The sequence below is a fragment of the Halomonas tibetensis genome, assembly GCF_042643535.1.
Taxonomy (GTDB): Bacteria; Pseudomonadota; Gammaproteobacteria; order Pseudomonadales; family Halomonadaceae; genus Halomonas; species Halomonas tibetensis.
Window position 1 is genome coordinate 118,831 of the sequence record NZ_JBHRSQ010000020.1, and the last position, 12,627, is coordinate 131,457.

A 12,627-nucleotide genomic window follows, 5' to 3' on the forward strand; every position below is an offset into this window, starting at 1 on the left:
GGCAAGGCGGCAGGCGCCGCCAATGACGCCACTATACTGGTCGCCCGCATGGCTGGCCAGCCTGTGCTGAAACAGCGTTCGACAACCCGGCCAGTCGCCTTGACATCTTGTCGAAAGACGACGCTCTCAGGGCTTAAAGGCGCGCCAGGAGCCGCCCTTCTTGCGGCTCTTGTGGCCGCCGAAGCTGCCCGCCTGCAGCAGGCCGAGGCGCGCATGGGCATGGGTCAGGGCGATAGCCAGGGCGTCGGCGGCATCGGCCTGGGGCGTGGCGGAAAGCCCCAGCACCGCCGTCACCATATGCTGCACCTGGGCCTTATCGGCGCTTCCGGTACCGGTCACCGCCTGCTTGATCTGGCGGGGGCCGTATTCGCTCACGGGCAGGCCATGGTTGGCGGCACAAACGATGGCGGTGCCACGGGCCTGGCCGAGCTTTAGCGCCGAGTCGGCATTTTTTGCCATGAACACCTGCTCAATGGCGAACTCTGTCGGACGATGGACGGCGATCAGCTCGCTGACGCCCGCATAGACCTGGGCCAGCTTCTGTGCCAGGTCATCGGCCTGGATGCGGATGCAGCCGCTGGCCACATAGCGCGGTGTCGAGGTCGAGACATCGAGCACGCCGTAGCCGGTGATACGCGAGCCCGGGTCGATGCCGAGGATCAGCATGGTCGTATGCCTGTGGCAAGCCGGTGCGATATCGACATGGGTGGCCTCCTTGGCATGGCGAGTGGCCATCATACGATACCGGCGCCCCTGGGGCGCCGGCGTCTTGCAGCTTTACACTTGCTGTTTCACTCTTACTGATTCACAACAGGATCGTGATCACTCCTGCCCTTCCGGCGTGATTTGCTGATCTTCGGGCTTAGCCTTCTGACGCAGCCGGATGCTGAGCTCGCGCAACTGATCGCCACTCACTTCACCCGGGGCGTCGGTCATCAGGCAGCCGGCGCTCTGGGTTTTCGGGAAGGCGATCACCTCGCGGATGGTGCGGGCGCCGGCCATCAGCATGACCAGGCGGTCGAGGCCGAAGGCCAGGCCGCCGTGTGGCGGTGCACCGAACTGCAAGGCGTCGAGCAGAAAACCAAACTTCTCGCGGGCCTCTTCCTCTCCGATGCCGAGAATCTCGAACACGGTGCTCTGCATAGCCTGGTCGTGAATACGGATGGATCCGCCGCCCAGCTCTGTGCCGTTGAGCACCATGTCGTAGGCCCGCGACAGCGCTGCGGCTGGATTGGCCTTGAACTCCTCAGGGCTGCACGAGGGAGAAGTAAAGGGGTGGTGAAGGGGGCTAAGTCGGCCGTCATCGTCGGCTTCGAACATCGGGAAGTCCACCACCCACAGCGGCGCCCAGGCGTGAGTATAGAGGTCGAGAGTCTCGCCTAGCTTGACGCGCAGTGCGCCGATGGCCTCATTGACGATGTTTGCCTTGTCGGCGCCGAAGAAGATGATGTCGCCGTCCTCGGCGCCAACACGGTCGAGCAGCGCTTCGACCACGTTCTCCATAAACTTCACGATGGGCGACTGCAGGCCCTCAATGCCCTTGGCCCGCTCGTTGACCTTGATCCAGGCCAGGCCCTTGGCGCCGTAGATGCCGACGAACTTGGTGTACTCATCGATCTCCTTGCGAGAGAGCTTGGCCCCGCCCGGGACACGCAGGGCGGCAACGCGACCATCCTCGGCGCTTGCCGGACCGGAGAAGACCTTGAAGTCCACCTCCTGCATCAGGTCGTCGACGTCGGTGAGCTCCAGGGGAATGCGTAGGTCCGGCTTGTCGGACCCGAAGCGGTTCATCGCCTCGGTCCAGGTCATACGCGGGAAATCGGGCAGTTCGACGGCCAGCACCTCTTGAAAGAGCTGGCGGATCATCGCCTCGGTGATGCCCATGATGTCGTCCTCGGAGACGAAGGAGGCCTCGAGGTCGATCTGAGTGAACTCCGGCTGGCGGTCTGCGCGCAGATCCTCATCGCGGAAGCACTTGGCGATCTGATAGTAGCGGTCGAAGCCGGCCACCATCAGCAGCTGCTTGAAGAGCTGCGGCGACTGCGGCAGCGCGAAGAAACTGCCAGGGTGGGTGCGGCTCGGTACCAGGTAGTCGCGGGCGCCTTCTGGGGTAGCGCGGGTCAGGATCGGCGTCTCGATATCGAGGAAGCCCTGCCCCTCGAGGAAGGCGCGCACGGTGTGAGAAATTCGCGAGCGCAGGCGCAATTTTTCGATCATTTCAGGACGGCGCAGGTCGATATAGCGGTGCTTGAGACGCACCTCCTCGCCCACCTTGCCGTGCTCGTCGAGCTGGAAGGGCGGCGTGGCAGCGGTGTTGAGTACCTCCACCTCCTTGGCCAGCACCTCGATCAAGCCGGTGGGCATGCCAGGATTCTGGGTGCCTTCCGGGCGCAGTCGCACGCGGCCCTGAATGCGCAGCACATATTCGCTGCGAGCGCGGTCTGCGTTGGCGAAGGCCTCGACGGTGTCGGGGTCGACCACAACCTGAGCGATGCCGTCGCGATCGCGCATGTCGAGGAAGATCACCCCCCCGTGGTCACGGCGGCGATGGACCCAGCCGCACAGGGTGACCGTCTGGTCCACCAGGGTCTCGTTTAGCTGGCCGCAATAATGGCTGCGCATGTCGTATCCTGTTTTATAGCGTGTAATGGGAGGTCTCGAGATCGGCGCCACTCAGGCCGCCGCATCCTTCTTCTTGGGCGATGCCGTGTCTGGCGATGTCGGGGTAGACGATGTCTTGTTCGACGACGGGGCGTCACCGGAGGCGGCCGAATCGCCGGCCAGGTTCTTCTTACCCCCCGACTTGAAGTCGGTCTCGTACCAGCCGCCGCCGGCCAGGCGGAAACCAGCCGCCGAGACGAGACGTACAAGCTCAGAGGCGGCGCAGGCCGGGCAATCGGTCAGCGGCGCGGCGCTGAGCTTTTGCAGCTTTTCCAGGCGCTGACCGCAAGCCTTGCACTCGTATTCGTAGATGGGCATGGTTTGATCACTCCGGAAAATCACGTTATCTGGATCAGGACGCAGCCGGACATGTCCGGCGACATTGACGATGCGGCCGGCCCGAAGCGAAACCAAGCCTGCCAAAGCGCAACATTATAGCGTGCCAGGCACCCTTGTGGGCAAGGCGCGCTGCCCGAGGCACTACAAGGAAGCCAACACGATGAACGCCGTTATCCTCGACGCCGCCAGCCTTGGCCCCGATATCGACCTTGCCCCGATCCGCGAACGGGTCGATTCCCTGGCAGTGCATCAGCAGAGCAGCACCCCCGAGGCCGGGGAAAGGCTCCAGGGCGCCCGGGTCGCCATCGTCAACAAGGTGGTGCTCGATGCACCGACCCTGGAGGCCCTGCCCGACCTGAAGCTGATCTGCGTGCTCGCGACGGGGACCAACAACATCGACATGGTCGCTGCTGAGCGCCTCGGCATCGTGGTGAAGAACGTCAGCGCCTATGGCACCCCTAGCGTGGCCCAGCACACCCTGATGCTGATGCTTACCCTGGCCAATCGCTTGCCACTCTACCAGCGGGATGTGGCCGAGGGACGCTGGGGGCAGAGTGACTTCTTTTGCTTGATGAACCACGGCACATTGCAGTTGGAGGGCAAGCACCTGGTCATCGTCGGCCAGGGTGTGCTGGGCAGCCGAGTCGCTCAGCTGGCCGAGGCTTTCGGCATGCGGGTGACCTTCGCCGCCCGTCCGGGCAACGAGGCCGATGACAGCCGCCCAAGCCTGGCCGAGCTCGCCCCGGTTGCCCACATCATCAGCCTGCACTGCCCGTTGAGCGACGCCACCCGCCATCTGATCAATGCCGACCTGCTGGCCAGCCTCAGGCCTGGCGCTCTGCTGATCAACTGTGCCCGGGGCGGCATCATCGATGAGAATGCCGCCCTGGCCGCCCTGCGCAGTGGTGGCCTGGGCGGGCTCGGCGTTGACGTGCTGCCGGAGGAGCCGCCCCGTGACGGTCATCCGCTGATCGATGCCCTGGCCGAACCGCTGAACCTTGTCGTTACGCCTCACAACGCCTGGATCACGCCGGAGGCGCGACAGAAGATCGTGGCGCTAACCGCCGACAACCTGCGCGACTGGCAGGCCGAGTGAGAAAGGAACAGGCTCATGCTGCACAATTTCGGCTCCATCAATCTCGACCACGTCTATCGTGTTCCCCATCTCGTCAGGCCCGGCGAGACCCTGGCCAGTCATGACTACCGGGTCGGTCTGGGAGGCAAGGGGGCCAACCAGTCGCTGGCCATGGCAAAGGCAGGCGGCCACGTCTGCCATTGGGGTCGGCTTGGCCGCCAGGATGCCTGGGCCCGAGATATTCTCTCCCGAGCCGGCGTTGATGTCTCCCATGTGGCGCTGGTGGATGCGCCGAGCGGCCACGCGATTATCCAGGTGGATGATCGGGCCGAGAACGCTATCATCCTTTTCCCCGGCGCTAACCACGGCTTTCGTCGCGCCGACCTGAACGAGCTGGTCGCCGCCACCCAGCCCGGCGACTGGCTGCTGACCCAGAACGAGTGTCTCGGGCTCGACAAGCTGTTCCCCCTGGCCGGCGACCATGGGTTGAAGATCGCCTTCAATCCGGCCCCCATGACCGAGGACGTGCTCAAGCTGCCGCTGACGCGCTGCCAGCTAGTGTTCGTCAACCGCACCGAGGCGGCCGGGATCACCGGCCTGACGCCGGACGCCGGCGGCGAGGCGCTGCTCGATGCTCTTGTCACTCGGCTGCCCGCCACCGAGGTCGTGCTGACCCTGGGTGGCGAAGGCGCCTGGTACCAACAAGGCAACCGTCGGCTTCATCAGCCGGCACTGTCGGTCAAGGCAGTTGACACGACAGGGGCCGGCGACACCTTCATCGGCTATTACATGGCCGCGCTGCAGGCGCAGTTGCCGATCGACGCGTGTCTGAAGCGAGCTTCCATTGCCGCCGCTCTCGCCGTCCAGCGCCCCGGCGCCGCCGAGAGCATCCCTAACTGCGATGAGGTCGAGCGCGCAATCAAAGGAGAGTCTTCATGAAACACCCAATCATCTTCGATACCGACCCCGGCGTGGACGACGCCCAGGCCATCGCCATCGCCCTTCGTCATCCCGAGCTGGAACTGTTGGGCCTGACCACCACCTATGGCAACGTGGATGTGGAAGTGGCAACCCGCAACGCTTTGCTGCTGGCCCAGCTGGCCGGCCGAGACGACGTCCCGGTCGCCCAGGGAGCCGCCTCGCCACTGGTCAAGACACGTTTCCCACCGCCCGCCCATATCCACGGCACCAATGGTCTCGGCGATATTGTGCTGCCCGAGGTACAGGGCACGGCAGACCCCAGGAGCGCGGCGCAGTTTATCGTCGATACGGTGAACGCCCGCCCCGGCGAGGTGACTCTAGTGGCGGTGGGTCCGCTGGGCAACCTGGCGGCGGCCCTGCAGCTCGACCCCACCCTCATCGAGCGGGTCAAGCAGGTGGTGATCATGGGAGGCTCGATTCGCGAGGGGGGCAACGTCACCCCGGTCGCCGAGGCCAACATGTTCAACGACCCCCATGCAGCCAGCCGGGTGCTGACCGCTGGCTGGCCGCTAACCCTGGTGGGACTCGACGTCACCCATCGCTGCGTGCTGACGCCGGCACACATGGCCCGCGTCGATGCTAGCCAGGGTGAACTGGAGCGCGTATTGGCCGGCAGCTATGCCTTCTATCGCGATTTCTATCAGAGTTTTCTTGGGATTGATGGCTGCTGCCCCCACGACAGCTGTGCACTGGCTTGGCTGCTGAAACCTGAGCTGTTTACCACCGCCCGTGGCCATCTGACGGTCATCACCGATGGCGACGCCGAGGGGCAGACAATTCTTGCACCGGAGGGGCGCGCGTTTATCGCGACTCGCTGGTCGCGGACGCCACCGGTGGATGTCTGTCTCGGAGTGAACGGCAACGCCGTCAGCGATTGGATTGCCGACGCCCTGTCGTGACGCTGCGTTAAAGCGTGCGGAAATCATCCGGGTTATGCATTTCGATCACCTCGAGTTCCACATGGGTGACCCGGGCCTTCTCCGGCCCTTTCCAGAGCCATTCGCTGACCGCCTTCACGGCATCGGGCCCGCCGCACAGCAGCACCTCGACCCGACCATCGGGCAAATTTCTGGCATGGCCGGTGACCCCGTACTGCAGGGCCCGTTCCTGGGTCGCCCGGCGATACCAGACGCCCTGCACCTTGCCCGTCACCAGGGCCTTGACGCAGCATGTCTCCATGGTTGCCTCCCTATCTCATAGCGCGATAATTCCAGTCCGGGCCTCAGCCCTGTTTGCCGTCCATCAACTCTCGTCTGACCACCACCGCGGTATTGCGCGGCACCACCGCACGCCCCCGCTCGGCCAGATGGCAGCGGGTAAAGGCAGCGCCAAATAGCAGGATCAGCGAACTGTAGTAGACCCACAGCAGGATCATCACCACCGACCCGGCAGCGCCGTAGGTGGAGGCAGTGGCGGTGTGGGAGAGATAAATGGCAATGCCGGAGCGTCCCACCGCAAACAGCACCGCCGTGACCATGGCTCCCACCAGGACGTCCCTCCAGCGTAACACCACATCCGGCAGGACCTTGAAGATGGTGGCAAAGAGCGCCGCGATCACCGCCAGCGAAACGAGGAATTCAACGCCTGTGGTCAGAAACCCCACGAAGGGCAGCAGGTCGTCGGCGGCCTGGAGCATGGCGCGAACCGCCACCCCCAGCACCAGTGATACCAGCAGGATAAAGCCGATGGATAGCACCACGGTCAACGACATCAGGCGGTTCTTGATGAATACCAACGCGCTGTTGGCACTGGGTCGAGCGGTCACCCCCCAGATCGTGTTCAGCGAGAACTGCATCTGCGCGAATACCGTCGTAGCGCCCACCATCAGTGCGCCGAAGCCAAGCAGGGTCGGAAGCAGCCCCGATTCCTCGATGCGCGACTGAGCGACAGCCTGCTCGATGGCTGCGGCGGCGTCATGGCCCATGGTGTTCTGTAGCTGGGCGACAATCTGCCCCTGAGCGGCATCCTCCCCCAGCACCAGGCCGATCACCGTGACCGCGATAATCATCGTGGGCGCCAGCGAGAAGAGCGTGTAGAAAGCCAGCGATCCCGCATAGCTGAAGGCGTTGCGTTCCAGCCAAAGACGAATCGCGTTATGGGTGACGTTCCACCAGAAGCGCAGCGTAGCGCCAAGGGCAGATGGCATCAGTGTTTGAAGGTTGATCATGAGGCTCCCCGCGTCCCTGTGTCGCCAAATAGGATACGCGAAGTGGCCTACAACTGCCGCCCCTCAGCGCATTGCCAAGCCCCGAACGCGCCGACCATAATGATGATCGTTGTTGCCCATTCTCTTTTCAGGATCCGACATGTCAGCCTGCCCGGATATCGACCGCGACGCCTACGACTTTGACTGCCTGGTATTCATCGGACGCTTCCAACCGCCCCACCTGGGCCACCTGGCGGTGATTCACGAGGCGCTCAAGCGCGCTCGACAAGTCATTGTACTGATGGGCTCCTCCTGGCAGGCGCGCTCCATGCGTAACCCCTGGCACTTCAAAGAGCGACGCGACATGCTGCGCAGCGCCTTCGACGATGAGGAAAACGCCCGGCTGGCCGTGGTACCGCTACTCGATGCCCTCTACAACAATGATGTTTGGGTGCGCGACGTACAGCGCAAGGTGCGAGATATCGCCAGCCCACTGGGGGCCAGACTGCCACGCATCGGCCTGATCGGCGCAAGCCGTGGCCAATCAAGCTACTACCTGTCTCTTTTTCCGCAGTGGGAGTCCGTTAGTGTGCCGCTGGTGGAGGGCATTTCGGCAAGCCAGATTCGCGAGCGGCTGTTCCGCTCCGCCTCTTCTGCTGACGATTACCTCACAACCGGAGCCTCCCACGACCTGCCGCCGGGCGTCGTCAGTGCCGTTCGCACCTTTTGCATTGGTGAACACTATCGGCAGCTGAGCGAGGAGCAGAAACTGCTGGATCAGTACCGCAGCGCCTGGGCCCAGGCGCCCTACCCGCCCATCTTTGTGACGGTTAATGCCGTGGTGGTGCAGTCAGGGCATGTGTTGCTGGTGCGCCGCACCGCGGCGCCCGGCAAGGGGCTGCTCGCCCTGCCCGGTGGCTTCATCAACTCCCACGAACGACTGCTGGATGCCTGCCTCAGGGAGTTGCGTGAGCGAATCCGTCTCAAGGTACCCGAGCCCGTGCTCAAGGGATCACTGCGAGGCCAGCGGCTGTTTGACGAACCCCATCGCAGTTGGCGGGGACGCACTCTGGCCGAGGCCTTCTACTTCGCGCTGACTCCCGATCAGCAATTACCCAGGCTCAAGCCAGTGAAGGGTGGCGATCACGCCCGCTGGGTGGCGCTAGCCGACCTGGACCCGGAAGCTCTCTTCGAGGATCACTTTTTCATTATCCAGAATTTTCTCGGCCTACCGGCCGACTTTGGTGGGAATTAGTCGTAAAGCCTTGCGCCTTTAGGTCACGCAAGTCGATCAGGTCTGTCGATCAGGCCTGTAGAAAATCTCGTGGCAACTTCTGCATCTGCCGCCAAAGTTTCTCCACGCCGGGCTTGTGCACCAGTGAGCAGCGGTAGAGGCGAATCTCCAGGGGAACATCCCACTCCTTTCCCCCTGCCCGGACCAGCCGACCGCTCTTGAGCTCCTCACGGATACAGAAATCGGGAATCCAGGCCAGCCCCAACCCCTGAACCACCATCCCCTTCAGGCCTTCAGCCATGGCGGTCTCGTAGACGGTGCGCAGACGCAGGCGGAGAGCATCGTTCTTGAGTAGCATGCGCACGCTGCTTCCCAGGAAGGCCCCCTGGGTGTAAGCGAGATAGGGAATCGACTCGCTACCCTCCAGCGGGAATCGCGGCTTGCCATCCTCGTTGGGCAGGCTGACGGGGAGCATTGTCACCTGACCGATCGAGAACGAGGGAAACACTTCCGAATCGAGCTGCATGCTGGCGTAGGGGTCATAGTAGGCCAGCATCAGGTCGCACTTGCCTTCTCGCAGCACATGGATCGCTTCCCCCACGTTCATGGCGACCAGTCGGGTGGGCAGCTCGCCTATCCCCTGCTGGAGTCGCGAGATCCAGGGAGGAAAGAAGCTGAGTGCCAGCGAGTGAGCGGCAACGATATCCAGCGCCTCGTTGGCGATGGCGAGCCCACGCAGGTGCCCCAGACTTTCGTTGAGCTGCTCGACCAGGTTACGAGCGGTGACCAGGAACAGCTGTCCTTGGGAAGTCAGATCAACGGGAGTGGTGGAGCGATCCACCAGCGTCGCTCCCACGGCCTGTTCCAGTGCGCGAATACGACGACTGAAGGCGGGCTGGGTAACATGGCGCTGTCTCGCCGAAGCGGAAAAGCTGCGGGTGTTAGCCAGAGCGACGAAATCTTCCAGCCACTTGGTTTCGAGGTTCACCGTGACTCCCGGTCCGCGGATGGCAGAGGAGCCGAATTGGCGGCCATCGTCATTCCATAATATATCACTGGATAGGCGCCAGAAGGTAGGCGGCCCGCGAGAGCAGCTTGCGCCAAAGCGGCCGTGAGGTGATCTCGTCGAGACTGATCGACCGGCAGTTCGCGAAGTCCTGCTCGAGCATCAGCCGTACCTGGGCAGCAAAATGGCGATCCGGTAGGAAGGCAGTGATCTCGAAGTTGAGCCGAAAGGAACGGTTGTCGAGATTCACCGTGCCCACGCTGGCCGCAGCGTCGTCGATAAGCATCACCTTCTGGTGCAGAAAGCCCGGCTGGTAACGGTAGACCTTTACACCGGCCCGAAGCATATCGGGCAGGAAGGAGAAGGCAGAGAGAAACACCAGCAGGTGGTCGGGACGCTCCGGGATCATGATGCGGACGTCGACGCCACGCATGGAAGCCAAACGCAAGGCATCCTGAACGCCCTGATCGGGAACAAAATAGGGACTGGTCACCCACAGCCGCTTCCGGGCACTGTGGATGGCATGCTGCACCAGGAGGCTGGCGGTATCCTGGTGGTCGGCCGGGCCTGAGGGAACAATCACCACCTGTTGATTCTCCTCGCAAGTCATCTGGGGAGTCCACGTCAGGTTGATCACTTCACCGGTAGCCCAGTGCCAGTCTTCCCAGAAGGCTTCCTGCAGCCCCAGGGCGCTCGGCCCGGTGAGCTTGAGGTGGGTATCGCGCCAGGGCCCATGACGCCCCTGCCCCAGATACTCAACGCCCACGTTGAAGCCGCCGACCCACCCCTCGCGGCCGTCCACCACCAGCACCTTGCGATGATTGCGGAAGTTGAGCTGGAATCGGTGGCGAAAGCCTCGCGACGAACGAAAGGCACTCACCTCCACTCCGCTGCTGGCGAGGTCGCGCAGGTAGCCTTCGTTGAGTTTGTGGCTGCCCATCTCGTCATAGAGGAAGTAGACCCGCACCCCGCGCTCAGCCACTCGTTGTAGACGACGCTGAAGTTCGATGCCCAGTGTATCGTTGCGCACAATGAAAAACTGGATCAGAACGTATTCCTCGGCTCGCTCGATGCCATCGAAGAGACTCTCGAAGGTGGCTTCCCCGTCGATCAGCAGTTCGGCACGATTACCCCTGGTCAGGGGCATCTGGGCAAGTTGTTCCACGGCGCGTACGTCGGGGTCTCGGGCATCGGCCTGGAAGGGCTCGACCTGATCGCGATAGCGGGCCAGTACGCGACGCAGCACAGTATCGCGCTCACCGCGGGCCGAAACGTAGCCGTAGAAGCGTGGTCGACCGAAGATCCAGTAGGCCGGCACCGCAAGATAGGGAAGCGTGATCAGGGAGAGGATCCAGGCGATGGCCCCCTGGGAGGTACGACTCGACAACAGGGCCAGCAGCGCCGAGACGATCCCGAGCACGTAGAAAAGGAAGATGGCCCAGCCGAACAGCCATGCAGTCATGTGTTCTCCCTGAACCACAATGGTCTACAGATATCCAAACGCAAGTGACCCCGCCACTGGCGGGGTCGCTTTTGTGCAGCGGGAATCAGACGCGCTCCGCGATGATTTCCTTCCACTTGGCAGGGCCGGTCTGGTGCACCGAGGTGCCCTGGCTGTCGACGGCCACTGTTACCGGCATGTCCTCCACCTCGAACTCGTAGATAGCCTCCATGCCCAGGTCCTCGAAGCCGACCACGCGAGACTTCTTGATCGCCTGGGCCACCAGATAGGCAGAGCCGCCCACAGCCATCAGATAGACCGCCTTGTTGTCGCGAATCGCCTCGATGGCGGCCGGCCCTCGCTCGGCCTTGCCGACCATGCCCAGCAGCCCTGTTTCTTCCAGCATCGTGCGGGTGAACTTGTCCATTCGGGTGGCCGTGGTGGGGCCGGCCGGGCCGACCACCTCGTCGCCCACCGGGTCCACCGGGCCCACGTAATAGATGAAGCGTCCCTTCATGTCGACGGGCAGCGGTTCACCCTTGGCGATCATGTCCACCATGCGCTTGTGGGCGGCGTCGCGGCCGGTGAGCAGCTTCCCGTTGAGCAGCAGGGTATCGCCAGGCTGCCAGGTCAGCACCTCTGCCGGTGTCACGGTGTCGAGGTTCACGCGCTTGACGTTATCGCCCGCTTCACGGGTGATCTCAGGCCAATCCTCGAGCTTTGGCGCCGGCAGCGCAGCGGGGCCGGAGCCATCCAGGGTGAAGTGGGCATGGCGGGTGGCAGCACAGTTGGGAATGATCGCCACCGGCTTGTTGGCCGCATGGGTCGGGAAGTCCCTGACCTTGATGTCGAGCACGGTGGTCAGGCCGCCCAGACCTTGGGCACCGATGCCGCTCCTGTTGACCTTGTCGAACAGTTCCAGGCGCAGTTCTTCGGCGCGATTTGAGGCACCGCGGGCCTGAAGTTCCTGGATGTCGATGGGATCGAGCAGCGCCTCCTTGGCAATCTCCATGGCCTTTTCGGCTGTGCCACCGATACCGATGCCCAGCATGCCGGGCGGGCACCAGCCGGCGCCCATCTTGGGTAACTGTTCCATCACCCAGTCGACAACGTTGTCGGAGGGATTGAGCATGGCGAACTTGGACTTCGCCTCGCTGCCGCCGCCCTTGGCAGCCACGTAAACCTCGAGACTGTCACCGGGAACGATCTTGTGGTGGATGATCGCGGGAGTGTTATCACCGGTGTTCTTGCGGGCACCGTCCGGGTCGGCCAGCACCGAGGCTCGCAGCACGTTGTCGGGCAGCGCATAGGCGCGACGAACGCCCTCGTTGACCATATCATCCAGGCTCATCTCGGCGTCCCAGCGCACGTTCATGCCGACATGCAGGAAGACGGTCACGATACCGGTATCCTGGCAGATGGGACGGTGACCCATGGCGCACATCCGCGAGTTGATCAGAATCTGTGCGATGGCATCTTTGGCCGCCGGGTTTTCTTCGCGCTCATAAGCCTGGGCCATGGCATCGATGAAATCCTTGGGATGGTAGTAAGAGATGTACTGCAGGGCATCGGCGACGCTCTGGATCAGATCGTCCTGGCGGATCACGGTCATGGGCAAGGAGCTCCTTGGCGTTGTCGGCATGCTCGCTATCGGATGGGCGCGCGTCCGATTTAGCGGGGTCGAATAAGGAATATTATACCCCACCCCCTATCCTGCTGACATGGAGGTCGCCAAAGGTAGCAA

General features: G+C 63.1%; 12 protein-coding genes. 4 read left to right on the plus strand and 8 right to left on the minus strand.

The window, feature by feature from the left end:
• Window positions 1-126 precede the first annotated feature (126 nt).
• From ruvC to ACFODV_RS14800, 3 genes are all read right to left on the minus strand, one after another.
• Window positions 127-666 (minus strand): crossover junction endodeoxyribonuclease RuvC, encoded by a 540-nt coding sequence (ruvC, locus tag ACFODV_RS14790; RefSeq protein WP_379760916.1) that lies wholly within the window; start codon window positions 664-666, stop codon window positions 127-129.
• 156 nt (window positions 667-822) lie between these two features.
• Window positions 823-2,622 (minus strand): aspartate--tRNA ligase, encoded by a 1,800-nt coding sequence (gene aspS, locus ACFODV_RS14795; RefSeq protein ID WP_379760771.1) that lies wholly within the window; start codon window positions 2,620-2,622, stop codon window positions 823-825.
• A gap of 51 nt (window positions 2,623-2,673) precedes the next feature.
• Window positions 2,674-2,979 carry an FmdB family zinc ribbon protein gene (locus ACFODV_RS14800; RefSeq protein WP_379760773.1) on the minus strand — a complete coding sequence of 102 codons (306 nt, stop codon included), beginning with the start codon at window positions 2,977-2,979 and terminating at the stop codon, window positions 2,674-2,676.
• 181 nt (window positions 2,980-3,160) lie between these two features.
• On the opposite strand from ACFODV_RS14800, the gene ACFODV_RS14805 reads away from it, so the two are divergent.
• Genes ACFODV_RS14805 through ACFODV_RS14815 form a run of 3 tightly spaced genes read left to right on the plus strand, consistent with a single transcriptional unit; the run spans window position 3,161 to window position 5,955 of the window.
• Window positions 3,161-4,096, plus strand: a complete 936-nt coding sequence (locus ACFODV_RS14805) for a D-2-hydroxyacid dehydrogenase (protein ID WP_379760775.1) — start codon at window positions 3,161-3,163, stop codon at window positions 4,094-4,096.
• A gap of 15 nt (window positions 4,097-4,111) precedes the next feature.
• The gene (locus ACFODV_RS14810; protein ID WP_379760777.1) at window positions 4,112-5,014 is read left to right on the plus strand and encodes a ribokinase; all 903 of its coding nucleotides are present in this window, start codon (window positions 4,112-4,114) and stop codon (window positions 5,012-5,014) included.
• Window positions 5,011-5,955, plus strand: a complete 945-nt coding sequence (locus tag ACFODV_RS14815; protein ID WP_379760779.1) for a nucleoside hydrolase — start codon at window positions 5,011-5,013, stop codon at window positions 5,953-5,955. The genes ACFODV_RS14810 and ACFODV_RS14815 overlap by 4 nt, the downstream gene beginning before the upstream one ends.
• A 7-nt stretch (window positions 5,956-5,962) precedes the next feature.
• Here ACFODV_RS14815 and ACFODV_RS14820 read toward each other — a convergent pair whose 3' ends face one another.
• Together ACFODV_RS14820 and ACFODV_RS14825 are read right to left on the minus strand one after the other, a co-directional pair.
• The gene (locus tag ACFODV_RS14820) at window positions 5,963-6,235 is read right to left on the minus strand and encodes an acylphosphatase (RefSeq protein WP_379760781.1); all 273 of its coding nucleotides are present in this window, start codon (window positions 6,233-6,235) and stop codon (window positions 5,963-5,965) included.
• Between the two features lie 43 nt (window positions 6,236-6,278).
• Window positions 6,279-7,223 (minus strand): YihY/virulence factor BrkB family protein, encoded by a 945-nt coding sequence (locus tag ACFODV_RS14825; protein ID WP_379760783.1) that lies wholly within the window; start codon window positions 7,221-7,223, stop codon window positions 6,279-6,281.
• 139 nt (window positions 7,224-7,362) lie between these two features.
• Between ACFODV_RS14825 and ACFODV_RS14830 the strand changes: the two genes are divergently transcribed.
• The gene (locus ACFODV_RS14830) at window positions 7,363-8,457 is read left to right on the plus strand and encodes a bifunctional nicotinamide-nucleotide adenylyltransferase/Nudix hydroxylase (protein WP_379760785.1); all 1,095 of its coding nucleotides are present in this window, start codon (window positions 7,363-7,365) and stop codon (window positions 8,455-8,457) included.
• 49 nt (window positions 8,458-8,506) lie between these two features.
• Here ACFODV_RS14830 and ACFODV_RS14835 read toward each other — a convergent pair whose 3' ends face one another.
• The 3 genes from ACFODV_RS14835 to ACFODV_RS14845 all read right to left on the minus strand — a co-directional run bounded on the left by ACFODV_RS14835 (window position 8,507) and on the right by ACFODV_RS14845 (window position 12,495).
• The gene (locus tag ACFODV_RS14835) at window positions 8,507-9,424 is read right to left on the minus strand and encodes a LysR substrate-binding domain-containing protein (protein ID WP_379760787.1); all 918 of its coding nucleotides are present in this window, start codon (window positions 9,422-9,424) and stop codon (window positions 8,507-8,509) included.
• A gap of 64 nt (window positions 9,425-9,488) precedes the next feature.
• Window positions 9,489-10,904: a cardiolipin synthase gene (cls, locus tag ACFODV_RS14840; RefSeq protein ID WP_379760789.1), complete on the minus strand. Its 1,416-nt coding sequence runs from the start codon at window positions 10,902-10,904 to the stop codon at window positions 9,489-9,491.
• 85 nt (window positions 10,905-10,989) lie between these two features.
• Complete coding sequence (locus tag ACFODV_RS14845; RefSeq protein WP_379760791.1) at window positions 10,990-12,495, minus strand: fumarate hydratase; 1,506 nt, start codon at window positions 12,493-12,495, stop codon at window positions 10,990-10,992.
• Between the last annotated feature and the right edge of the window lie 132 nt (window positions 12,496-12,627).